Origin of the sequence: Curtobacterium sp. MCBA15_009, assembly GCF_001864895.1 — a bacterium.
Taxonomy (GTDB): domain Bacteria; phylum Actinomycetota; class Actinomycetes; order Actinomycetales; family Microbacteriaceae; genus Curtobacterium.
This window is the reverse complement of sequence record NZ_MJGO01000001.1, coordinates 94241-117901: the sequence shown is the minus strand read 5'-3', so window position 1 is coordinate 117901 and position 23661 is coordinate 94241. Positions and strand designations below refer to the sequence as shown.

At 72.2% G+C, this 23661-nt stretch carries 16 protein-coding genes, 1 tRNA gene and 1 pseudogene; 5 read left to right on the top strand and 13 right to left on the bottom strand.

Features of this window, described 5'->3' with window-relative positions; translation table 11 throughout:
* Positions 1–28: 28 nt before the first annotated feature.
* Positions 29–1276 carry an AI-2E family transporter gene (locus BIU97_RS00525; RefSeq protein ID WP_254782806.1) on the bottom strand — a complete coding sequence of 416 codons (1248 nt, stop codon included), beginning with the start codon at positions 1274–1276 and terminating at the stop codon, positions 29–31.
* Between the two features lie 93 nt (positions 1277–1369).
* Between BIU97_RS00525 and BIU97_RS00520 the strand changes: the two genes are divergently transcribed.
* The gene (locus BIU97_RS00520) at positions 1370–2635 is read left to right on the top strand and encodes a winged helix-turn-helix domain-containing protein (RefSeq protein ID WP_071253251.1); all 1266 of its coding nucleotides are present in this window, start codon (positions 1370–1372) and stop codon (positions 2633–2635) included.
* A 56-nt stretch (positions 2636–2691) separates the two neighbouring features.
* On the opposite strand, the gene BIU97_RS00515 is transcribed toward BIU97_RS00520, so the two are convergent.
* The gene (locus BIU97_RS00515) at positions 2692–3273 is read right to left on the bottom strand and encodes a LemA family protein (protein WP_071253254.1); all 582 of its coding nucleotides are present in this window, start codon (positions 3271–3273) and stop codon (positions 2692–2694) included.
* Between the two features lie 227 nt (positions 3274–3500).
* Here BIU97_RS00515 and BIU97_RS00510 point away from each other — a divergent pair, with 227 nt between their 5' ends.
* Entirely contained in the window at positions 3501–5840 is a 2340-nt protein-coding gene (locus tag BIU97_RS00510; RefSeq protein ID WP_139195826.1) for an Ig-like domain-containing protein, read from the top strand.
* Between the two features lie 97 nt (positions 5841–5937).
* Positions 5938–7599 carry a class I adenylate-forming enzyme family protein gene (locus BIU97_RS00505; protein ID WP_071253443.1) on the top strand — a complete coding sequence of 554 codons (1662 nt, stop codon included), beginning with the start codon at positions 5938–5940 and terminating at the stop codon, positions 7597–7599.
* Positions 7600–8079: 480 nt separating this feature from the next.
* Here the strand turns inward: BIU97_RS00505 and BIU97_RS00500 are convergent, their stop codons facing one another.
* The 10 genes from BIU97_RS00500 to BIU97_RS00455 all read right to left on the bottom strand — a co-directional run bounded on the left by BIU97_RS00500 (position 8080) and on the right by BIU97_RS00455 (position 18062).
* Positions 8080–9405: a threonine/serine exporter family protein gene (locus BIU97_RS00500; RefSeq protein ID WP_175472213.1), complete on the bottom strand. Its 1326-nt coding sequence runs from the start codon at positions 9403–9405 to the stop codon at positions 8080–8082.
* 119 nt (positions 9406–9524) lie between these two features.
* Positions 9525–9938: a hypothetical protein gene (locus BIU97_RS00495; RefSeq protein ID WP_071253258.1), complete on the bottom strand. Its 414-nt coding sequence runs from the start codon at positions 9936–9938 to the stop codon at positions 9525–9527.
* A 518-nt stretch (positions 9939–10456) separates the two neighbouring features.
* Complete coding sequence (locus BIU97_RS00490) at positions 10457–10945, bottom strand: hypothetical protein (protein WP_071253260.1); 489 nt, start codon at positions 10943–10945, stop codon at positions 10457–10459.
* A gap of 80 nt (positions 10946–11025) precedes the next feature.
* Positions 11026–11099: transfer RNA gene (locus tag BIU97_RS00485), tRNA-Leu, on the bottom strand.
* Positions 11100–11177: 78 nt separating this feature from the next.
* The gene (locus BIU97_RS00480) at positions 11178–12647 is read right to left on the bottom strand and encodes an NAD(P)/FAD-dependent oxidoreductase (RefSeq protein ID WP_071253262.1); all 1470 of its coding nucleotides are present in this window, start codon (positions 12645–12647) and stop codon (positions 11178–11180) included.
* A 38-nt stretch (positions 12648–12685) separates the two neighbouring features.
* Positions 12686–13234: a DUF501 domain-containing protein gene (locus BIU97_RS00475; RefSeq protein ID WP_071296784.1), complete on the bottom strand. Its 549-nt coding sequence runs from the start codon at positions 13232–13234 to the stop codon at positions 12686–12688.
* Positions 13235–13288: 54 nt separating this feature from the next.
* Entirely contained in the window at positions 13289–13834 is a 546-nt protein-coding gene (locus BIU97_RS00470; RefSeq protein ID WP_071253265.1) for an FtsB family cell division protein, read from the bottom strand.
* A 346-nt stretch (positions 13835–14180) separates the two neighbouring features.
* Positions 14181–15464 (bottom strand): phosphopyruvate hydratase, encoded by a 1284-nt coding sequence (eno, locus tag BIU97_RS00465; protein ID WP_071253267.1) that lies wholly within the window; start codon positions 15462–15464, stop codon positions 14181–14183.
* Positions 15465–15560: 96 nt separating this feature from the next.
* Entirely contained in the window at positions 15561–16805 is a 1245-nt protein-coding gene (gene hisS / locus BIU97_RS00460; RefSeq protein ID WP_071253269.1) for a histidine--tRNA ligase, read from the bottom strand.
* A 540-nt stretch (positions 16806–17345) separates the two neighbouring features.
* The gene (locus tag BIU97_RS00455; RefSeq protein ID WP_071296783.1) at positions 17346–18062 is read right to left on the bottom strand and encodes a MazG family protein; all 717 of its coding nucleotides are present in this window, start codon (positions 18060–18062) and stop codon (positions 17346–17348) included.
* Between the two features lie 91 nt (positions 18063–18153).
* Here BIU97_RS00455 and nhaA point away from each other — a divergent pair, with 91 nt between their 5' ends.
* Positions 18154–19332, top strand: coding sequence for a Na+/H+ antiporter NhaA (gene nhaA, locus BIU97_RS00450; protein ID WP_071253273.1), 1179 nt, complete (start codon positions 18154–18156; stop codon positions 19330–19332).
* A 136-nt stretch (positions 19333–19468) separates the two neighbouring features.
* Here the strand turns inward: nhaA and mfd are convergent, their stop codons facing one another.
* Positions 19469–23077, bottom strand: a complete 3609-nt coding sequence (gene mfd, locus BIU97_RS00445; RefSeq protein WP_071296782.1) for a transcription-repair coupling factor — start codon at positions 23075–23077, stop codon at positions 19469–19471.
* A 204-nt stretch (positions 23078–23281) separates the two neighbouring features.
* On the opposite strand from mfd, the pseudogene BIU97_RS17835 reads away from it, so the two are divergent.
* Positions 23282–23661 (top strand): annotated as a pseudogene (locus BIU97_RS17835) (hypothetical protein); the annotation flags it as partial.

The window sequence follows — 23661 nt, the reverse complement described above, 5'->3', positions numbered from 1 at the left end:
GCCGCCGCGGCGAACTCGTGACGGCAGCTCAGCCCGCGGTGCCCTTCTCCGCGGTCGGCTGCTGGTCCGAGCCGGGCGGCGGGACGTCGCCGTTGCGACGTCGGAGCTTGAGGACCCGGCGGCGGCGCTTCGAGGCGACGTTCGCGTCGTGGGCGTCGCGCTTGGCCTCGAGCACGTGGTCGGAGTCCATCGTGCGCCACCGCCCGCTCGAGATCGTCGTGACCATCGAGTTGACGGTCGCGATGAGCGGCACGGCGAAGAACGCCCCTGCGATGCCCGCGATCCCGGACGCCGCCGTGACGCCGAGGACGACGGCGAGCGGGTGCACCTTGACCGCGCTGCCCATGACGAGCGGCTGCAGGATGTGCCCCTCGACCTGCTGCACGATGAGGATGACGAGCAGCATCCAGACGGCGGCCGCCCACCCGTTGAAGACGAGGGCGACGAAGACGGCCAGGAACCCGGTGACGATCGCACCGACGACCGGGATGAACGAGCCGAGGAACACGAACACGGCGATCGGGACGACGAGCGGGAGCTGCAGGATCGCGGCGCCGAGGCCGATGCCGACCGCGTCGACGAACGCGACGAAGATCTGCACGCGGATGAAGCTCGTCAGTGTCGTCCAGCCGGCGACGCCCGCGCCGTCGATCGCGCTCCTGGCGTTCTTCGGGAACAGCCGGACGGTCCACCGCCAGACGTTCTTGCCGTCGATGAGCAGGAAGATCACGGTGAAGATGACGATGAACAGGCCGGTCAGCAGGTGCGTCAGCGACGACCCGGCGCTCGCGACCCCGGACAGGATCGAACCGGAGTTGCTCTGCAGCCAGTCGGTCGCCTGGTTCAGGTACGAGTTCAGGTCCTTCTGGCTGATGCCGAGGCCCGAGTCGAGGACGAACCGCCGGATGTTGTCGTACTGCGAGAGCGTGCGGTCGCGGAGCGAGGGGTAGGCCGCGGCGATCTGGTCGACGACGAGCCAGACGAGGGCGCCCACGGCGGCGATGCCCCCGACCAGGCTGACGACGACCGCGATCCACTTCGGCACGTGGTGGCGCTGCATCCAGTTCGACAGCGGCACCAGGAGCGCGGCGACGACGATCCCGATGAGGAAGGGGATGAGGATCTCGCTGAACAGCGTCACCAGGTAGACGAACACCGCGACGACCCCGACCACGACGAGCACGCGCCAGGACCACGCCCCGGCGATCCGCATGCCGGCGGGTACCGCGTCGTCGACCACGACCGGTTCGGTTTGCGTCTTCTTGCCCCATGCCATGCGGCCGAGCCTACTGGCGTGCAGCCGGTCGGGTACCGGGAGCGGCATGGACGCCCCGGCGGGGCTGTCGGCGCGACCCGGTACCGTCGGGGCATGGTCAGGACGACGCTCTCCGCTGCCGAGGCACGACGGGTCGCACTCGCCGCGCAGGGCTTCGGACGGCCCCCGTCGACGGACGTCCCGACCCGGTCGGTGAACGTCGCGATCGCGCGGCTCGGGCTGCTGCAGATCGATTCGGTCAACGTCTTCGAGCGCAGTCACTACCTGCCGCTCTTCGCCCGGCTCGGTGCCTACGACCGGTCGACGCTCGACCGGCTGACCCTCGGCCGCACCGGGCCGTACACGGAGTACTGGGCGCACGAGGCCGCCTTCATCCCGCGCGACGACCTGCGGCTGTTCCGCTGGCGGATGGACGCGTTCCGCGAACGCGACGCCGGACCGACCCGGGCCGAGGGCGTCGCCCGCACCGAGTCCGTCCGGCACGAACTCCGCGCGCTCCTGCGCGCCGAGGGTCCGATGCGTGCCAGCGCCGTCGAGCACGAGTCGAACGTGCGACGCGGGCCCTGGTGGGGGTGGAGCGACGTCAAGACCGGGCTCGAGCAGATGTTCCGCTGGGGCGAGGTCGTCAGCGCCGGCCGCTCCGGCTTTGAACGGGTCTACGCGCTGCCCGAGCAGGTGCTGCCCGCCGGGTTCCTCGAGACCGCCCCGCCGCGCGCCGAGGCGGTGCGCGACCTCGTCCGGCAGGCCACCCGGGCGCTCGGCGTCGGCACCCGTGCGGACGTCGCCGACTACTACCGGTTGCGGGCGGACGACACCGCGACCGCCATCGCCGAGCTCACCGCCGCCGGGGAGCTCCTGCCGGTCACGGTCGAGGGGTGGCGCGAGCGGGCCTGGCTGCACCCCGGCGCAGCGGTCCCCCGGCGGGTGCGCGCCGACGCCGTCCTGAGCCCCTTCGACCCCGTCGTCTGGTTCCGCCGACGTGCCGAGCGGATGTACGGGTTCCACTACCGGATCGAGATCTACACGCCGGCGCCGAAGCGGGTGTTCGGCTACTACGTGCTGCCGGTGCTGCAGGACGACCGGCTGGTGGGTCGCATCGACCTGAAGAGCGACCGGCAGCGCGGGCTCCTGCGGGTGCGCACGGCCTGGCAGGAGCCGGGCGAGCACCTCGACCCCGACCGCCTGGCGGACACCCTCCGCCGCACCGCCGCCTGGCAGGGCCTCGACGGCCTCGAGGTCACCGACCGCGGGACCGCTGCCGCGCCGCTCGCCGCAGCCCTCGGCCTCGCGCTCGTGCCGCACGAGGTCACCGACGACACCGACGCACCGGCCCCGGAGACGACGGCCGACGGCGATTGAACGCGCGGCGACGTCGGCCGCTCGTCAGCGCCGACCCGGACGTCAGTGTCCGTCCGTCAGAACTGGACGCGCGGGGGTTCCGCGATGGCCGCCGGCTCGGCGGTCTCGAAGAACGTGGCCTCGGCGAAGCCGCGCTTCTTCGCGATGGTCGAGTTCGGGAAGACGCGGATCTTCGTGTTGAGCTCCCGGACACCGCCGTTGTACGAGCGCCGTGCCGACTGGATCTTGTCCTCGGTGTCGACCAGCTCGGACTGCAGCTGCAGGAAGCCCTGGCTCGACTGCAGCTGCGGGTACCCCTCGGCCACGGTGAAGACGCTCTTCAGCGCCTTCTGCATGTGCCCCTCGGCCGCCGACGCGGCGGAGGCGTCCCCGGCGTCGAGGGTCTCGGTGCGGGCCCGGCTGACGTCGTCGAAGACGGACTTCTCGTGGCTCGCGTACCCCTGCACCGTGTCGACGATCGTCGGGATCAGTTCGGCTCGCTCCTGCACGTGCACGGCGATGTCGCTCCAGGCCTGGTCGACGCGGCCCTTGAGCGAGACGAGCGCGTTGTACGTCACCCAGAGGTAGATCCCGATGATCACCAGGACGACCACCACCACTCCGACGACGATGAGCGTCGTGACGAGTCCGGTGTCCATGAGGGCGTACTCCTTTGCGCGTCGGGATCCGCGGTGCTGCGAGGCCGGAACGGCCAACGAGGAGTCTATCGACGCCCGGCCGGCCCTCTCGCCCGCCCCCGGGGTTCACGGTCGATTCCCGCGTCACGCACACCCGGCGTTCGGACAGCGGCCCGCCGCGGACGGTTGCCGGACATCATCCGTCAGGTGTATTGACCCGACGCGCCACATCCCGTGGGATGGAGGCAGTGAGCACACGCGGGGAGAACGTGGACGAACGGGCCGTCGGGGGCGACGGCCCTCGTCGTCGTCCCCGGGTGACCGTCGTCGCGGCGGCCACGGCGACCCTCGTCGCCGTGCTGCTCGGTCTCGCGGTCGCCCCGGCAGCGGCGTCCGCGTCGGCCTCGCACGCCGTGGGGTCCTCGGTGTCGACGGCGACCCCGCAGCCCCCGCCCGTCCGGGTGGCCCCGCCGCCGTCCGCCCGACCCGTCGTGCCGACGCCGACGCCGTCCGGCGGGACGGTCGCCGCACCCACCGTCGCCGACCCCGGCGACGTCACGAGCAGCACGGCGCGCTTCCACGGCACCGGCGTCCCCGGCCACCGGGTCCGGGTCGGCGGTCCCGCGTCGACCGGCTCCGCCGGGTGCACCGCCGTGGTGTCGGCCAGCGGCGGCTGGTCGTGCTTCGCGACCCTCCGGTCCGGGCCGCAGCAGGTCTTCACGGTGCACGACGTCACCGACCCCGCGCTCCCGCCGTCGAGTGCCCCGGCCGCCGACGTCATCGTCCCGCCGACGGTCACCGGCGACCGGGTCACGAGCGGCACGGTCGCCGGCACCGGGTTCCCGGGGTCCGACGTGACCGTCTCCGTCACCGGGTCGTCGGTGCAGGCCACCGGCGTCGTCGGGTCCGACGGTCGCTGGGTCGTCGCGCTGCCCGCCGGGTCCGACTCCCGGCTCACCGTGACGGCCACGCAGACCGCCAGCACCGCCCGCGGCTACCGCTCCGACCTGCGCAGCGCCTCGTCCGCCCCGGTGGTGCTCACCGTCGACCGCTCCGCGCCGGCGGCGCCGCGGATCACCTCGCCCGGCACCGGCGAGCGGGTCGGTACCCGTGCGACCACGGTGCGCGGGACCGGTGAGCCCGGCGCCGGCGTCACCGTCTACGTCGACCGTGCCCCCGTCTGCCGGACCGACGTCGGACCGGACGGTTCGTGGTCCTGCTCGACGGCGGGTTCCACCCTGCACCAGGGCGTGCACGACCTCACGGCGACGCAGCACGACGCCGCCGGCAACTACTCGCGGTCGTCCACGGCGGTCCGGATCCTGGTCGCCGGGGCGGCCGGCCTGCCGACCGGCCCGTCCGGCACGACCGACGACCCGACGAGCGGCGCCTCCACCCCCACCGACGGGGAGCAGCACGGGACTCCCGGCGCGAGCAGCCGACCGACGGACACCGCCGGCACCCCGGGTCCGGGACGGCCGACGAGTCCCGGTGGCACCGGAACGCCGGGGAGCACCGGCAGCGCCGGCGGGGTCGGCGCGGTCAGTGGCGGCGGGACGGGCGGTCCCGGCGGCGCGGTCACCGGCGGCCGGCCGGACTGGACGGGCACGGCGGGCGACTGGACCGCGACCACCACCTACGACCGCACCGTCCCCCCGATCCAGGCGGTGTTCTCGTGGCGGACGGTCCTCGTCGCGACGGCCGTCGCCGCAGGCTTCCTGCTGCTCGTCGCGGCGCCGCTCGCCCTCGCCGCCGGGGTCGCCCGCGGGCGCATCCGATCGCCCTTCGCCGGGCTGCTCGGCCGCAACCGCGCCCGTTCCGACCGCTCCCGCGCCGACGACGTCCTGCCGACCCGGGCCTCCATCGCGATCGCGGTCGCGGTCGCCTCGCTCGTCGCGCTGCTCGGCGTCGGGGTGTCCCTCGAGGCACGCTACGTCCGGCTCGCGGTCGCCGTCCTGCTCGGCACCGCCGTCCTCACCGCGGCCGTCGTGCTCGTGACCCGCTGGGCGGCCGGACCGGAGCACCGCACCGTCGGGTTCCGGGTCTCGCCGTGGCTCGTCCTCGCCGCGCTCGTCGCGTGCGGGGTCACCCGGGCCGCCGACCTGTCCCCCGCGCTCGTCGTCGGCATGGTGCTCGTGCCGACCGGGCGCCCCGACCTCGGCACCGGGCCGCTCCGCCTCGGCTCCGGCATCGCGGCGAGCGCCCGGAGCGCCGTGTGGCGCACGGTCGCGCTCCTCGGACTCGCGGCCGCCGGGTGGGTCGTGCACAGCCTGACCGTGAGCGACGGCTTCTGGACGGCACTCGTCTCCGAGGTCGCCACGACGCTCTGCCTCGGCGGCGTCGGGGCCGTCGTCGCCACGGTGCTGCCCGTCGCCGGGTCCGCCGGCAGCGCACTGCTCGCGACCTCGCGGACCGGGTACGCCGCCCTCGCCGTCGTCGCCGTCGCCCTGACGGCGGCGGTCTACTCGGGCACCGGCGGCACGCCGGTCCCGCCGGTCCTGCTCGCGACGGCAGCCGCAGCCTGCGTGGCGGCGGCGATCGTCGCGGTGGTCTGGGCGCGCACCACGCGGCCGGACGCGCACGCCTGAGCCGCACCGGGCCTCCCGTCCGTCCAGCGCGGGTGCCGCACCGCGCACGCGACCACGTGGCTAGTGTGACGATCTGCGCACGTGCGAGGGAGTGACGATGAGCGAGCACCGATCCGACTACGACCCCACCCGCTTCCGCGAGGTCTTCGAAGGCAGCTACACCTACGCGAACGGCTTCGCGCGGAACACCCACCGCTTCGCCGGGCGGCCCGCGCTCCGCGACCCGGACACGGGTCGCTCGTTGACCTACGCCGAGCTCGGCGACGCCGTCGACCGCGTCGGCGGGTGGCTGCTCCGACACGGCGCCGGGCGCGGCTCGGTCGTCATGGTCGAGCTGTTCAACTCCCCCGAGTTCGCGGTGCTCTACCTGGCGTGCCACCGCATCGGCGCGGTGTTCTCGCCGACCAACTTCCGGCTCGCCGCCGACGAGGTCGCGTTCATCGTCGACGACTCCGGGCCCGTCGTGCTCGTTCACGACGCCGTGCGGAACGGCGAGATCGTCGCTGCGCTCGAGTCGGCGACGCACCGGCCCGCCCACGTCGTGACCGTCGGCGGGGCGCACGACGACTTCGCCGAACTGCTCGCAGCCGACCCCGTCACCGCGGACGAGCTCGCCGCGACCGAGCCGCGCAGCACCTACGACGAGACGACGCGGCTGTACACGAGCGGGACGACCGGGCGGCCGAAGGCGGTCCCGCTGCCGAGCCTGGTCGAGGTGCTCAGCGCCCACGACGTGGTCATGCACTTCCCACTGACGCCGTTCGACAAGACGCTCAACATGTCGCCGCTGTTCCACCGCGGCGGCCTGTACTCCGGCGGGCCGAACCCGGTGTTCTACGTCGGCGCCGAGCTGACGACCCTGCGGCACTTCGACGCCGACCGCGTGCTCGACCTGGTGGCGTCCGAACGGCTGACCTTCCTCATCGGAGCGCCGCCGAACCTCGTGCAGCTCGCCGACGCGCAAGAGGCGCGACCCCGCGACCTGTCCTCGCTGCACGGCATCGTCACGATGGGCGCCCCGCTCGACCGTGCCGCCGCGCTCCGCTACCAGGAGCTGCTGTCCCCGCGGATCTTCAACGGGTACGGCACGACCGAGACCTTCTGGAACACCTTCCTGCGCCCTGAGGACTTCCCCGACGGCGCCGGATCCACCGGGCGCGCCTCGACCGACGACGACGTCGCGGTGGTGCGGGTCCTCGAGGGCCGGCTCGCCGACCCGACCGACACGGTCCGGAAGGACGGCACCGAGATCGGCGAGTTCGCGGTGCGCACCGTGAAGTCCGGCTACTCGTACCGGAACCCGGCCCTCGAGGCGGAGAAGTTCGCGAACGGCTGGTTCTACCCGGGCGACCTCGCGACGTGGGACGAGCACGAGCGGGTCACCATCGTCGGCCGCAAGGACGACATGATCATCTCGGGCGGCGAGAACGTCCACCCCGTGCAGGTCGAGGCGGCACTGCAGGAGCACGCGGGCGTCGCGGACTCGATCGTGGTCGGCGTGCCCGACGAGCGCTGGGGCCAGGTCGTCACGGCCTACGTCGTCCGGGCCCGCGACGGCCTGCCGTCGTCCGACGAGGCCGCCGTGGCCGCGCTCGAGGAGTGGACCGGCTCGCACCCCGGCCTCGCCCGGTACAAGCGGCCGCGGCTGTACCGCTTCGTCGACGAGCTGCCCTACAACGCCACGGGCAAGAAGGTGCACTACGTCGCCCAGGCCTCGGCGGAGTCCGACCTGGCGGCGGGGCTGCTGCTCGCGCCGTAGGGGTGGCGCGGGGCGGGGTGCTGGGTGCTGTTTCGCGCGTGGGGGGTCGTTTCGCGCGTGGGAGGCCGATCCGCGCGTGGGGAGCAGGTTCTTCCTGCCTCGTACGCGCGGAACCTCTTCCCACGTCGGGCGCGATGGGACGGAACGTGCGGGCTGACGGACGGGAGGCCCGGGTCGCGACACCATGGGCCTCCTGCCCGCCTCCGGTCCCGTCACGAGCTGCGCTGCCCACTGCACGCGGAAGGCTGCGTGCCGTGCGCCCGGACGGTCCTGCCCATTGCGCGCGAGATGGGAAGCAGTTCCGCGCGTGGGAGGTCAGGCGGCGAGGCCACCGATGCGCGAAAGGACTCCTCACGCGCGAAAGGACTCCTCACGCGCGAAAGGACCTCCTGCGCGCGAAACTGCACCTCACGCGCGGAACAGCACCCCACGCGCGGAACAGCACCTCACGCGCGGAACAGCCCCGACGCGCGGGCCTGCTCAGGCGTGCGACGGCGCGGAACGCGCGAAGAGGCCGGGCAGCAGGCCGCCGATCTTCGTCCCGATGCACAGGCTGACGAAGGTCGCGAGCGGGGTCGCGAGGGCATCGGGGTCGAAGGTGGCGACCGCGACGAGCCCGACCGTCCCGGGCACGAGCAGCAGGAACGCCGGGAAGAACGACACCGTCGCCGGGATCACCGGGACGAGCCGCTCCAACAGCCGGGTCGCGACGAACAGCAGTGCGGCCGTGGCACCGGTGGCGACGACGCTCCCCCACAGCGGTGTCGTGCCGCTCACCAGGGCGTAGGCGGTGACCATGACCGCGATCGACACGACGGTCAGCCGCCACCCGGAGCGGAAGACCAGGCCGAGGCCGACGGCCAGGCCGACGACGGCGACCCACGAGACCCAGTAGGACGGCACCGCCTCCCACCCGCCGCGGTCGGTCCCGACGGCGGCGACCTCGCCGACGAGTGCCGCCGACGACGGATCGACGCGCAGGCCGGTCAGTGCGCTGCCCGCGGCGATGCCGGCGGCCATGAAGCCGAGCATGATGAGGCCCTGCACGAGCCGCGACGCACCGGTGACGATGTCCGCCGCGGTGAGCTCGAGCAGCGCGTTCGTGATGAGCGCGCCCGGCACGAACACCGCCACGGGGGCGCACACCGCGAAGAGCGGGACGTGGTCGAACCCGGTGCCGGCGGCGACGAGTCCGACGATCGTGGTCGACACGAAGGCGGCGAGGAACGGGATGATCGCCACGGCCTCGCGGAAACGACGGAGCACGAGACCGATCACGCCGACGAGGGCGCCGACCGCGAGCGCGACGAGGATCGCCCACCAGGGGCAGCGGAACACGACGGCGAGTCCGGCCGAGGTCAGGGCGTTGCCGACGATCCAGGGCAGTGCGGGCGGCGGGACGGTGCCGGCACGGATGGCACGGACGCGTGCCGGGATCTCGGCGAGGGCGATCGAGCCGCTCTCCAGTCCGAGGACGAGCCGGTTCGCGCGGGCTGCCTGCCGGCTCGAGAGCTCGACGCCCTCGGCGTTGACGATCGTGGCGGCGCCGGTCGCCGTCTCGCTGACCATGACGAGCGCCGGGAGCACTCCGACGGCGAGCGTCGGTCCGACCCCGGCTGCGTCGCGGGCCTTCTCGAGGGCCGAGCGGACGTCGGTGACGGAGCTGCCGGCGTCGAGGAGCAGCGCGCCGAGCGTGCCGAGCAGCATCCCGACGGGGACGGTCTCGCCGTCGACGACCTCGACGTGGGCCTCGGGCCCGCGGAGGGCGTTCCGCAGGTTCGCGAGCGCGCTTCCGAGTCCGACCACCCGAGCATCGTACTGGCGCACGCGAACCGATCGCTGGCGGAGCCGACCGGACGAGCCCGCCACAGCACGGACGCCTCCGGCAGATCGTCCGATCTGCCGGAGGCGTCCCGCAGCGTCGGCTACTGGCAGTAGATCCCGCCGTCAGGGCTGAACGCCTTGAGCGTCTTGGACGTCGTGGGTCCGCTGATGACGACTCCCGTGTCGCGGTACGTCGTCGACCGGAGCTTGTACGAGTACGTCTTGCCGGTCGGGTACGCCGTCCAGTGCTCGCCCTTCTTCAGCTTCGGGCTGGTGCACGACACCTGGACCGAGACGGAGTTCGACGCGCTGACGTTGAGCTTGCCCGCGACCTCGGCCCGCGAGAAACCGAGATCGACCGCGATGCTGCGCGTGGCGGTCGTCGTCTTCGCGACGGAACACGTCGCGTTGTCACGCGCGACGACGCAGTAGGTCAGCTTCTGCGATCCGTGACCCGATTTGCTCGTCTTGTTGATCATCTCGTGCTTGGTGTACGTGCCGATGTCCGAATTCACGTGAGCAGGAACAGCCGAAGCAGCCTGCGTCCCCGCCAACACGAAACCCGCCGCCATCGCAGCCCCCACGACCGCTTTCAGTGCCTTGTTCATGATTCCCCTGTCTCGATGATCTCGATGCACGTCCAGCGAAGGTCCGAGCGGTGATCACGAAGCGGACGACGATCACCGTCGCTCGCCGTGCCGCCGTTCCGCGCAGGTACGTCGCGCGTCGATGCACGACGTCGTCCTGTGCATTTCGGAGCATGCGTGACGAATGCACGGGCACTCGGCACACTGCAGAATGTCGCCAGCATCCCGGAACAATGTCCCGGAGCGCGACCGACCCCGATTCTCGTTCCCCTCGAAGAATGTGCTCCGATGAAGTTAGCACTGCCGGAGCGGCGGAATGTCGAAGCTGAATCACGCTTCAGCCTCGACGCTCCCCGATCTCGTCGAGGCCGTTCCGCAGGTCCACGTTCGCCTTCGAGTCGGAAGACCGCAGCACCGGACCGGCACGAGCGGCGGCACGAGCGCGGCTAGCGGTACCGACGACCCCCTCCGCCGTCGCCGCCGTCACCGTCGGACCGCGCGCGCACGTCGGTGTCCTTGCCGGACGCCACCAGTGCCGCGACCCAGGCTGCGGCGAAGACGAGCAGGCTGGTGACGAAGAGCGGCCCACTGCCGGCCCAACCAGGGAGCCCCCACCACTGCGTGGCGTAGGACGCGGAGGACGACACGTCGCCGCTGCCGTCGAGGAACACCGGCGGCAGCCACGCGACGACCCACAGGAGCGGGACCGCCCACGCCGACGCCCGGGACACCGCGAGCACCTGCCGGTTCACCCGGTTCCGGGCCGAGATCAGCGCGGTGATCGCCACCGCGATGGCAGCCAGGCTCCCGAACAGCATCATGCCGAGGGCGTTCCACCCCGGGTCGCCGGCACCCGGGGCCCGCACCCACCAGATCGGGATCGCGACGACGGGGACCCACTGTGCCCAGTAGACGAACTTCTGCCAACCCTCCACGGCGATGCCCCTCCCTGCGTGGCGTGACGTCGGTCACGGCGTCGTGCCGGCGTCGTGCGCACTCCGGTGCCGACCGGTCGTACCCCCGGTGGGACTCGAACCCACAACTCGACGATTTTAAGTCGCATGCCTCTACCGATTGGGCCACGGGGGCGGGCCGGACCAGCCTACCGAGACGACGAGAGGCGGCCGCCCCAAGGGGACGACCGCCTCTCGGAGCGGGGGTGTGCTGCTACTTGGCGTCCGCCTTCACGGGCTCGGCCTCGTTGGAGACGTCCTTCGCGGGCTCGCCGTACGCGGGACCGGCGGCACCGGCGGGCTGGCCCTCCGGAGCGGCAGGAGCAGCGGCGGCCGGGGCAGCGGCGTCCGCAGCGGGCTTCGGTCGCGACGCGAACGCCTCGAACGCGGCACGCGGGGTCTCGCGGTCGTCGAGCGACACGGTGTCGCGGCCGAGGAAGAAGCCACCCACCCAGTCGCCGATGACGCGCCACTTGCGCTCCCACGACGGCATGGCCAGGCCGTGGTAGCCGCGGTGAGCACCCCAGGCCAGGAAACCCTTCATCGCGAACTTGCCGGACTGGAACACACCGGTGCCGAGTCCGAGGCCCGCGACGGCGCCGAGGTTCTCGTGCTTGTAGTCGGTCGTCGCCTCGCCGCGGATGGTCGCGACGAGGTTCTTCGCGAGCTGCTTGGCCTGGCGGACCGCGTGCTGGGCGTTCGGCACGCAGAAGCCGCCGACGCCGCCACCGGTCAGGTCCGGCACGGCCGCGACGTCACCGCAGGCCCACGCGTCGGCGATCACGCCGTTGTCGTCGACGACCCGGAGGTCGGGCTGCACGCGGATGCGGCCGCGCTGCTCGAGCGGGAAGTCGGTGCCCTTGACCATCGGGTTCGCCATGACGCCGGCGGTCCAGATGATGAGGTCGGACTCGATGGTCTCGATCGAGTCGTCCTTGGCCTTGAGCTGGCAGACGCCACCCTCGGCCGAGGCGAGCTGCGTGTCGAGGTGCACGACGGCACCGCGCGACGCGAGGTTCTCGAGCACCCAGTGCGACGTCTCGAGGGAGACCTCGGGCATGATGCGCCCCATGGCCTCGACCAGGTGGAAGTGCGTCTCGTCGAAGGACAGTTCGGGGTAGCTCTTCAGCAGGTCCGAGGCGAACGAGCGGAGCTCGGCGAAGACCTCGATGCCGGCGAAGCCGCCACCCACGACGACGACCGTCAGCAGGCGCTCCCGCTCGGGGCCGGCCGGCAGGTTCGCGGCCTTGTGGAAGTTGGTGAGGATCTTGTCGCGGATCGCCGCGGCTTCCTCGATGGTCTTGAGGCCGATGGCCTCGTCCGCGACGCCCGGGATCGGGAACGTACGCGACACGGCGCCGGCCGTCATGACGATCTGGTCGTAGGACTCTTCCCACGCAGCGCCCTCGGTCGGCGTGATGGTCGCCGTCTTCGTCGCGTGGTCGACCCCGGTGACCTTCGCGGTGACGACGCGCGTGTTCTTGAGGTGGCGGCGGTGCGAGACCACGGCGTGACGCGGCTCGATGGAACCGGCGGCGACCTCGGGCAGGAACGGCTGGTACGTCATGTACGGCAGCGGGTCCACCATCACGACCTCGGCTTCGCCCTGGCGAAGGTGCTTCTCGAGCTTCCATGCGGTGTAGAAGCCGGCGTAACCGCCGCCGACGACGAGGATCTTGGGCACGGGGAATGTTCTCCTTGGGTGGGGGTGCGGGAGTCGAGTCAGACTTCGCCGCCACCCGCCCCGACTCCAGCGTCTGCACCGTCATCATACGCCCGGCACTCACACCGGGCGGGCGACCAGTCCGCGCGCTCGAGCGCGAGGTCGCCGATGGGGTTGACGCCGGGACCGGCGGCGAGGGCGTGACCGACGAGGGCGTGCAGGCACTTCACGCGGGTGGGCATGCCACCGGCGCTGATGCCGACGATCTCGTTGACGTGCTCGATCGACTCACGATCGGCCAGGTAGGACTCGTGTGCTGCGCGGTACTGCGCAGCGACGTCGGGGTCCTCGAGCAGGGCTGCCAGCTCGGGCATCACCTGGTTGGCCTCGAGGGTGCTCACCGCGGCGGTCGCTGCCGGGTGGCAGAGGTAGTAGAACGTCGGGAACGGCGTGCCGTTCGACAGCCGGGGCTTCGTCGAGACGACGGTCGGGTTGCCGCAGACGCACCGCGCCGCGATCCCGATGACGTCACGCGCCGGTCGGCCGAGCTGCGCCGACACGACCCGGACGTCGCGGTCGGAGGGCGGGTCGAAGGGAGGGGTCGTCACGGGAACGTGAGCCTACCGGAGTCGCGCAGCCGCGCGCACCGTCCCGTCGGACGGCTACTTGCTCTCGCCGGTGCCGGACACGTCCGGCGCGACGAGGTCCGCCGCGGTCTCGTCGCTCAGCCCGGACTGCAGCACGGAGGACAGCATGGCCTGCACCCAGTCCACCTTCGGCGTCTGGACCTTCGCGCTCACCGGGGTCCCCGAGTCGGTCGTCGGGGTCGTCGCCGCGCTGCGGGACGAGCTGCGGCCCTCGGCACCCATGACGAGGTAGCTCTCCTCGCCGGGGTAGACGTAGAGCAACCGGTCGCGGGCCTGGGCCTCGATGTACGCGGGGTCGTCCCAGCGCGCGACGTCCTTCTTCTTCTGCGCCACGTCGGCCTTCTGGGCCGCCACGTCGTGCTGCTGCTGGGCGATCTGCTCCTGCTGCTGGATCAGCGTGCGCAGGGAGGGCGCGAGCACGACGACGAACAGCACGATGATCGCGAGCATCAGCAGGCTGAAGCCCGAGAAGTGGATCGAGCGGTACCACGGCTGCTCGGTGGTGCCGCCGTCGGGCATCGCCACGGGGACGCGGCGCACACGGGGTTTCTGGCTGGGCACCGTCCGACGATAACCCGCCGGCGGGGCTGCGCGTGGTCGGCACGCGGCCGTTCGGTGCCCTCTCAGCGTTGCCGACCCGGGAGGCACGGCCCGACCCCGGCACGCGACCCGCGCCCGCCCCGTGGCCGGGTCCACCAGGTCGGCGCGGTGCGCCGAGGTCGCCGCGGGCGGCCGAGGTCGCAGTACCGGTCGCTTCCGCCCGGGCGGAGCGGCCGTTCGTGCGACCTCGACGTCCGGCGCACGGCGGGTCGTGCGACCAGGCTGGCGAAGCCGTCGCGGGCAGGGCCCCCGAGACGACGAGACGCCGCCCTCCCGGAGGAGGACGGCGTCTCGTGGAAGGCGCTGCCTAGAGCGCGGCGGCCCGCGGGAAGGCCGAGCGACCGGCGTACACCGCGGCGTCGCCGAGCTCTTCCTCGATGCGGAGGAGCTGGTTGTACTTCGCGACGCGGTCCGAACGGGCCGGTGCGCCGGTCTTGATCTGACCACCGTCGACCGCGACCGCGATGTCCGCGATCGTGGTGTCCTCGGTCTCGCCGGAGCGGTGCGACAGGATCGAGGTCAGGCCGTGACGGTGCGCGAGCGAGACGGCGTCGAGCGTCTCGGTGAGCGTGCCGATCTGGTTGACCTTCACGAGGATCGAGTTCGCGGCGCGCTCGTCGATGCCGCGCTGCAGACGCTTCGGGTTCGTGACGAACAGGTCGTCGCCGACGATCTGGACCTTGTCGCCGAGCTCGGCGGTCAGGTGCGACCAGCCCTCCCAGTCGTCCTCGGCCAGCGGGTCCTCGATGGTCACGAGCGGGTAGTTCGCGACGAGCTCGGCGAAGTACGAGGTGAACTCCTGGCTCGAGAGCTGCTTGCCCTCGAACGAGTACTTGCCGTCGTGGAAGAACTCGGTGGAGGCGACGTCGAGGCCGACGGCGATGTCCTTGCCCGGGGTGTAGCCGGCCTTCTCGATCGCGGTCAGCAGGAAGTCGAGCGCCGCGCGGTTCGAGGCGAGCTCCGGCGCGAAGCCGCCCTCGTCGCCGAGGCCGGTCGCGAGGCCCTGCTTCTTCAGCTCGCCCTTGAGGGCGTGGTAGGTCTCGACGCCCCAACGGAGTGCCTCGGAGAAGGACTCGGCGCCGTAGGGCACGAGGAAGAACTCCTGGATGTCGACGTTGGTGTCCGCGTGGGCACCGCCGTTGACGACGTTCATGAGCGGCACGGGGAGCGTGTGCGCGTTCGGGCCGCCGAGGTAACGGAACAGCGGCAGGTCGGCCGAGTCCGCGGCGGCGCGGGCGACGGCCAGCGAGGCGCCGAGGATCGCGTTCGCGCCGAGGCGGGACTTGTTCTCGGTGCCGTCGAGCTCGATGAGCGCGGCGTCGACGAGGCGCTGGTCGGTGGCGTCGAAGCCCTCGAGCGCCGGGCCGATCTCGTCGAGGACGGCGTCGACGGCCTTGAGGACGCCCTTGCCGCCGTAGCGCGAGGCATCGCCGTCGCGCAGCTCGTACGCTTCGAACGCGCCGGTGGAGGCACCGGAGGGGACGAGCGCGCGGGACACGACGCCGTCGTCGAGGAGGACCTCGACCTCGACCGTCGGGTTGCCTCGGGAATCGAGGACTTCGCGTGCGCCTACGGCATCGATCAGGGCCACGGGGTACTCCCTACACATTGGTTGTGGTGATTGCGGAGTCGATCCTAGCGAGCCGCGGTGGACGCCAGGTCGGCTGTGACGGACGGTGTGGAGAACTCAGTCGAGCGGGCGGAACTCGACGCCCTGCAGCGAGTCGGTGTCGGCACCGACCGTCGCGAACGCCGAGAAGCCCTGCGCGGAGAGCCCGGCGAGCAGGTTCTTCATGTTCTTGGTACGCCGTTCGAGTCGGACGCGCCGGTGGGAGGCGAGGGCCTCGGTCTTCAGCGCGGCGAGCCGGACCGGGTCGACGTCCTTGTCGTGGACGAGCACGACCGCGTCGGACTCCGCCGACTCGGGCAGGGTGACGAGGTCGACGAGCCGCTCGAAGCCGAGCGAGAAGCCGACCGCCGGGACGTCCTGGCCGAGGAAGCGGCCGATCATGCCGTCGTACCGGCCGCCACCGCCCAGGCTGTAGCCGAAGTCGGGGTGTGCCACCTCGAAGATGGTCCCCGTGTAGTACCCCATGCCGCGCACGAGCGTCGGGTCGAACCGCAGGTCCACGCCGGGCAGCGCAGTACGCAGGCGCAGCAGGTCGGCGTAGGCGTCCGCGTCGAGCCAGGTCGCGCCCTCGACCGAGGACCAGTCGGCGGTCTCGAGCGCGCGGATGGTGTCCTCGAGCCCCGGCAGTTCCTGGCCCACGGTGCCGCGGAGCTCCGCAGCGACGCCGTCGGGACCGATCTTGTCGAGCTTGTCGATCGTGATGAGCGCGCGGTCGGCGGCCTGCGGCTCGCTGATGCCCCACGAGGCGAGCAGTGAGAGCAGGATGCGTCGGTCGTTGATCCGGATCGTCGTCCCGGTGACGCCGAGCGCGTCGAGGGCGGCCGTCGTCGCGCGGATGAGCTCGATCTCGGCGAGCTGCCCGGGTTCGCCGAGGACGTCGATGTCGCACTGCACGAACTGGCGGTAGCGACCCTTCTGCGGCCGCTCGGCGCGCCACACGGGGGCGATCTGTACCGAGCGGAACACGCTCGGCAGCTCGGCTCGGTGCGACGCGTAGAACCGTGCGAGCGGCACGGTGAGGTCGAAGCGCAGGCCCAGGTCGGCGAGGTCGAGGGGCGCTTCGGCGGCGCGGAGGTCCTCGACACCGAGGCCGCGCTTCATCACCGCGAACGCGAGCTTCTCGTTGTCGCCGCCGAGCCCAGAGTGCAGACGGTCGGCGTCCTCCACCACCGGCGTCTCGATCTCGTCGAAGCCGTGCCGCGCGTAGACGTCGCGCACCACGCCGAGCACGTGCTCACGCCGCGCCTTGTCGGCCGGGAGGAAGTCACGCATGCCACGAGGAGCCGTCACGGAGGTCGCCATGCGGCAATTCTGGCAGACGGGACCACAGCACTTGCGCCGCCTCCGAACCACTGGTATTCTGCATCCAGAACGTCGGTTCGGAGAGTGCCTGATCCACTCCCCGAACCGATCGCGAGGGCATCGTGCTGCAGTGTGCCCCGCGGTTCGAGCGGGTTTCCAAGGCAGCACCTCTCCCTGGGGGTGCGGCCACCCGCTCACGGGCGCCCTCCTTTTTTCGGGTTGGGAGGGCGCCCGTTCCTCGTCCCCACACCCGGGCGTGCCCCTTGCCCCGGCATCTCGGCACCAGGGACCCGTCGCCCCGGCAGCCCGGCGGCCCACTCGCCGACAACCTCGGTTCCCCGGCAGCCAGCAGCCCAGCGGCCCACCCGCCGAGACCTCGGCTCCCCGGCAGCCAGCAGCCAGCAGCCAGCAGCCCGGCGGCCCACCCGCCCGACACCTCGGCTCACCGGCAGCCAGCAGCCCCGGCGGCCCGACATCCCAGTCCACCCGGAACCCCGTCACCACCGCGCCCCTGCTCCGCGGCACCCGGCGCCCGGCGCCTCACTCCGACCGGCGGCCCGCCTCCTCGAGCGCCGTCACAGCCGCGCGCAGGCTGGCGACCGGGTCGATGCCGTCCCGCACCGCGGACGCGACCTGTCCGAGCACGGCACTCCCCCACGCGGTGTCGACCGCACCCGCGTCCGACGCGACCGGCGGGGTCGACGCGCCCCGGACCTTCCGGCCGACCGGCGCGACCGACGCGACCGACGGGGCCGACGGGGCCGACGCGACCGACGCGACCACGGCGTCGGCGTCACCGCGCTCGTCGAGCCGTTCGAGCAGCTTCACCGCCCGCTCGAGGGGCGGCATCGCCCGCGGCACGCCGTCGAAGGCGCTCCGCCGCGCGGACTTCTCGGTGGCCTTCGCCGCGCGCCAGACGCGGACGACCTCGTCCACGGTGTCCGCCGTCTCGTCGCCGAACACGTGCGGGTGTCGCCGGGTCATCTTGTCGCGGACGCCGGCGGCGACGTCCTCGAGGGTGAAGTCGCCGGCGCGGGCGGCGATGCCGGCGTGCAACACCACCTGGTACAGGAGGTCGCCGAGTTCCTCGCGGACGTCCTCGGGGTCGCCGTCGTCGATCGCGTCGACGAGTTCGTACGACTCCTCGACGGCGTAGCGGGCGAGTGACGCGTGGGTCTGCGCGCGGTTCCAGACGCAGCCTCCGTCCTCGGCGAGCAGGCGGTCGACGACGGTGACGAGGTCCGGTACGGCGGTCATGCCGCCATCGTCGCACTCGCGTAGGCTGGTCGCTGGTGTGTCGGGAAGTCTGGTCGACGGACACTCACCCGACCCCTCGAGACGGAGATCCATGTCGTCCCTCGTCCGCTCCCCTCGCTTCAGCGCCGTCGCGCTCCTCACCGCCGCCGTGCTCGGCCTGGTGGTCGCGAACTCGCCCGTCGGTCCCGGCCTCGAACAGCTGCTCGACGCGCACCTGCCGCTCGGCGCCGTCGGACTCGACCTGTCGGTCGCGCACTGGATCAGCGACGGGCTGCTCGCGGTGTTCTTCCTGCTCGTCGCCATCGAGCTGAAGCAGGAACTCGTCGACGGCGAGCTGTCGAACCCGAAGACCGCGATCGTGCCCGCCATCGCGGCGGTCGGTGGGGTGCTCGTGCCGGCGGGGGTGTTCCTGGCCGTCACCGCGGGGACGCCCTTCACGCACGGCTGGCCGATCCCCACGGCGACGGACATCGCGTTCGCGCTCGGGGTCCTGGCGATGTTCGGCCGGGGGCTGCCGTCCGGCATCCGGGTGTTCCTGCTCGCTCTGGCCGTGCTCGACGACCTCATCGCGATCGTCATCATCGCGGTCGTCTTCGCACACGACACCGACTTCCTGGCCCTCGCCGGCGCGGTCATCACCCTCGCGGTGTTCTGGCTGCTCGGTCGGGTGCTCCGCCCGGGCCGCACCGGTCAGACGGCGGTCATCGTGGCGATGGTGCTGGTCGGCCTCGTCACGTGGTGGCTCGTGTACCACTCCGGTGTGCACGCCACGATCGCCGGCGTCGCGCTCGGCCTCGTGCTCCCCCGCCGCCCCGGCCACACCCTGCACGAGAACGTCGAGCCGTGGTCGAACGCGGTCGTGCTGCCGGTGTTCGCGTTCGCCTCGGCCGCGGTCGTCATCCCAGCGGTCGGCATCGGCGAGCTCTCGCCGACGTTCTGGGCGGTCGTCCTCGCCCTGCCGGTCGGCAAGGTGGTCGGCATCACGCTGTTCGGCGCGGTGGCCACGCGGGTCTTCCGCTCGCCCGGCCGCTCATCGCTGTCGTTCTTCTCGATCATCACCGTCGGCGTGCTCGGCGGCATCGGCTTCACGGTGTCGCTGCTCATGAACGAGCTCGCCTTCGCCCGCGACCCGGAGGTGCTCGACGAGGGCGTCCTCGCCGTCCTCGTCGGCTCGGGCATCGCGATCGTCGCCTCGGCGGTCGTGGTCACGCTGCGGGCGCGGGCGTACCGCGGCCGTCGCGAGCTGTCCGAGGCCGAGGCGACCGAGTAGCCGGTCCGCGTCACGGCACGCATCGTTCGACGCGTGGTCCGTCGCGGACGGCGTGTGCGCTGTGGACGCGGCCACGGACGGACGGGAGGCACGGTGCCAGCTGGCACCGTGCCTCCCGTCCGTCGACCGCTCGCGTCTACGCGGCCGGCGCCTCCGCCGGAGTCGTCGCGCCGTAGACGGCGGTGAGGATGCTCTCCACCCACCGGATGAGGGCGTCGTCCGGCAGTGCCTGGTCGTGCGGGCGCGGCATCGGGATGCTCGTCGCGTTCTGCTGCGGGAACCAGCGCGCACCCGGGAACATGCGCTTGAGGCGCACCTGTGACGAGTCGGCGAGCTCCTTGCCGGCGACCCGCAGGTTCGAGCCCATCACGACGACGTCGGACAGGCCGACCTGCTGCGCCATCCGGCGGAGGCGGGAGACCTCGACCAGGGTCTGCACGGCCTGCGGCGGCTGCCCGTAACGGTCGGTGAGCTCGTCGAGCACCATGTCGATCGCGTCCGGCTGCGCCGTCGGGGCCGAGGCCGCCGAGAGCTTCTGGTACGCCTCGAGCCGGAGTCGCTCGGACTCGACGTAGTCCTCGGGGATGTGCGCGTCGACGGGGATCTCGAGCCGGAGCTCGGTCTGCCCCTCAGCGACGTCGCCGCGGAACTGCGACACCGCCTCGCCGATCATCCGCAGGTACAGGTCGAACCCGACGCCCGCGATGTGGCCGGACTGCTCCCCGCCGAGCAGGTTGCCGGCGCCGCGGATCTCGAGGTCCTTCATGGCGACCTGCATGCCCGCGCCGAGCTCGTTGTTCGCGGCGATGGTCTCGAGGCGGTCCTGCGCGGTCTCGGACAGCGGCTTCTCGGAGTCGTAGAGGAAGTACGCGTACCCGCGCTCCCGCCCACGGCCGACACGACCGCGCAGCTGGTGGAGCTGGGACAGGCCGTACTTGTCCGCCTTGTCGATGATGAGGGTGTTCGCGTTCGCGATGTCGAGGCCGGTCTCGATGATCGTCGTCGAGACGAGGACGTCGAAGCGGCGCTCCCAGAAGTCGACCATGACCTGCTCGAGGGTGCTCTCCGACATCTGCCCGTGCGCCACGGCGATGCGGGCGTCCGGCACGATCTCGGCCAGGTGCGCGGCGACCGACTGGATGTCCTTCACGCGGTTGTGCACGTAGAACACCTGGCCCTCGCGCAGCAGCTCGCGGCGGATCGCCGCCGCCACCTGCAGGTCGGACTGCGGGCCGACGAAGGTCAGGATCGGGTGGCGGTCCTCCGGCGGGGTGGCGAGCGTCGACATCTCGCGGATGCCCGTCACCGCCATCTCGAGCGAGCGCGGGATCGGGGTCGCCGACATCGCCAGGACGTCGACGTTCGTCTTGAACTTCTTGAGCTGGTCCTTGTGCTCGACACCGAACCGCTGTTCCTCGTCGATGATGACGAGTCCGACGTCCTTGAAGGTGATGCCCTGCGACAGGATCCGGTGGGTCGCGATGACGATGTCGACCGTGCCGTCGGCGAGCCCGGCGATGGTCTCCTTCGACTCCTTCTCGGTCTGGAACCGGCTGAGCGCGCGAAGGTGCACGGGGAACCCGGCGAAGCGCTCCTGGAACGTCTCCATGTGCTGGCGGACGAGCAGCGTCGTCGGGACGAGCATGACGACCTGCTTGCCGTCCTGCACCGCCTTGAACGCGGCACGGATCGCAACCTCGGTCTTGCCGTAGCCGACGTCGCCGGACAGCAGGCGGTCCATCGGGATCGGCCGCTCCATGTCGCGCTTGATCTCGTCGATCGTGGTGAGCTGGTCGGCGGTCTCGGCGAACGGGAACGCCTCCTCCAGCTCGCGCTGCCACGGGGTGTCCGGGCCGAACGCGTGTCCCTTCGACGCCATCCGCGCCGAGTACAGCTTCACCAGGTCGACGGCGATGTCGCGGACCGCCTTGCGCGCCTTCGACTTCGCGGCGGACCAGTCCGAGCCGCCCATCTTCGACAGGGTCGGGGACTCGCCGCCGACGTACCGCGACAGCTGGTCGAGCTGGTCGGTCGGAACGAAGAGCTTGTCGCCCGGGTAGTTGCGCTTCGACGGCGCGTACTCGAGCACGAGGTACTCGCGCTGCGTCTTCACGGCGTTGCGGCCGCCGCTCGAGACCTCGCGGCTGACGAGTTCGACGAACTTGCCGATGCCGTGCGTCGCGTGCACGACGACGTCGCCCGGCTTGAGCTGCAGCGGGTCGACGACGTTCTTGCGCCGACTCGCGAGCTTCTTGACGGTGCGGGCGCCCTGCTGGACGCTGCGGCCGTAGAACTCGGCCTCGCTGAGCACCACGATGCGCGGGTCCGGGACGGCGAACCCGTGCTCGACCGCGGCGGTCGTCACGACGGCGACCCCCGGCTCCGGCGGCGCCGTCACGGCCTCGGCACGCGCCGCGACCCCCGCGTCGGCGAGGACCTGCACGGCACGCTCGACCAGGCCCTGGCCCTGCGCGGTCACGACGACCGCCCACCCGTCGTCGGTCAGCGCCTTGACGTGCGCGATCGCACCGTCGGCGCTGCCGGCGAAGCTCGGCACGGACTCGGCCCGGACGCGGATGTACTCGCCGGCCTCGTCCGCGGCTTCGGCGTCGGTGAGGACCCGGTCGCGGTCGCCCTCGTCGAGCCCGGAGTCGAACGGCGACACGGTCCACCAGGTGCGCTGCCCGCGGGTGTTCTTGAGCTGCTGCACCGTCAGGAAGTTGCCCGCGTCGAGGTCGATCGGGGCCTGCGCACCGGCGACCGCGGCGGTCCACGCGGCCTGCAGGAACTCGGTGTTCGTCTCGGCCAGGCTGTTCGCGCGACCGTTCACCCGCTCGGGCGAGAACACCGCGATGGTGGCGTCCTCCGGCAGGTAGGAGGTCATCGGCACGAGGTCCTGCACGAGCGCGGGGGCGAGCGACTCCATGCCCTCGACCGGGATGCCCTCGGCGATCTTCGCGAGCATCTGCGACAGGTTCGGGAACTCGTGCAGCATCTCGCGGGCGCGCTGCTTGACGTCGTCGCTCAGCAGGAGCTCGCGGGACGCGGTCAGCTCGACCGAGCCGAGGTCGTCCTCGGTCGTGCGCTGGTCGGCCACGGAGAACGCCTTGATGGCCTCGATCTCGTCGCCGAAGAAGTCGACGCGCACCGGGTGGTCGGCCGTCGGCGGGAAGACGTCGAGGATGCCACCGCGGACCGCGAACTCACCGCGGCGGGTGACGAGGTCGACCCGCGCGTACGCCATGTCGACGAGCTGTGCCGCGATGGCGGCGAGGTCGTTGCCGCGCGAGTCCGTCCGGAGGACGACCGGGGCGAGCGAGGTCAGGTTGCCGGCGATCGGCTGGAGGGCCGCGCGGACGCTCGCCACGACGACGGTGGTGCGCCGGTCGGCCGCGCTCGCGTCGGACCACGCGGCGAGCTTCCGGAGCGTCGCGATGCGCGTCCCCACGGTCTGCGCGCTCGGGCTGAGGCGCTCGTGCGGCAGGGTCTCCCACGCCGGGAACTCGAGGACGTCGGCGTCGGGCACGTAGGCGGCGATGGCGTCGCGGACCGCCTCGGCCTCGCGCCCCGTGGCGGTGATCACGAGGACGCACTGCGGGCCGGTGCGCTCGGCGATGAGGGCGCCGAGCAGGGGGACGCGCAACCCGTCGACGACCGAGAAGTCGGCGTCACGAGGCGCGGCGCGGAGCACGCGATCGAACGCGGAAGCGCGCGAGAGCGCAGGGATGATGCCCGAGATCGTCACTCAGGACATGGTACCGGGGAGGTCCGACAGCGGTCGCGGTGTGCGCAGCGGGCGAACACCGGTCAGCGGGTCGGCCGTCGGCCGGCCGGTCGCGAGCCGTCCACGCGCTGAGCACGGTTCCTGCGGCTCGTGCGGACCAGCAGCACGGTGCCGAGCGCGAGGGCGACGACCGCGGCGACCATGGGCAGGGCCACCGACGCTCCGGTGGCCGCGAGGGAGCCACCCGGAGCGGGTGCGTCCGAGGGCGTCGCGAACGGGGTCGAGGTCGGGGTCGGGGTCGTCGACGGGGCCTCCGGGGCAGCGGATCCGGTGGGGGTGGTCGGTGCGGTCGGGGTGATCGGTGCGGTCGCCGTCGCCGTCGGTTCCGGCAGCGTGGTCGGCGCGGGTACCGAGGGCGTGGTCGGCGCCGTCGTCGGCTGTGGGACCGGTGCCGCCGTCGGTGCCGGCGCCGTCGTCGGCTCCGGTGCCGTGGTCGGAGCGGGTCCCTGGTCGGGGCCCGGGTCGGTGGTCGGTACCGGTTCCGTCGTCGGTTCCGGTTCCGTCGTCGGCTCCGGCGCCGTCGTCGGCTCCGGCGCCGTCGTCGG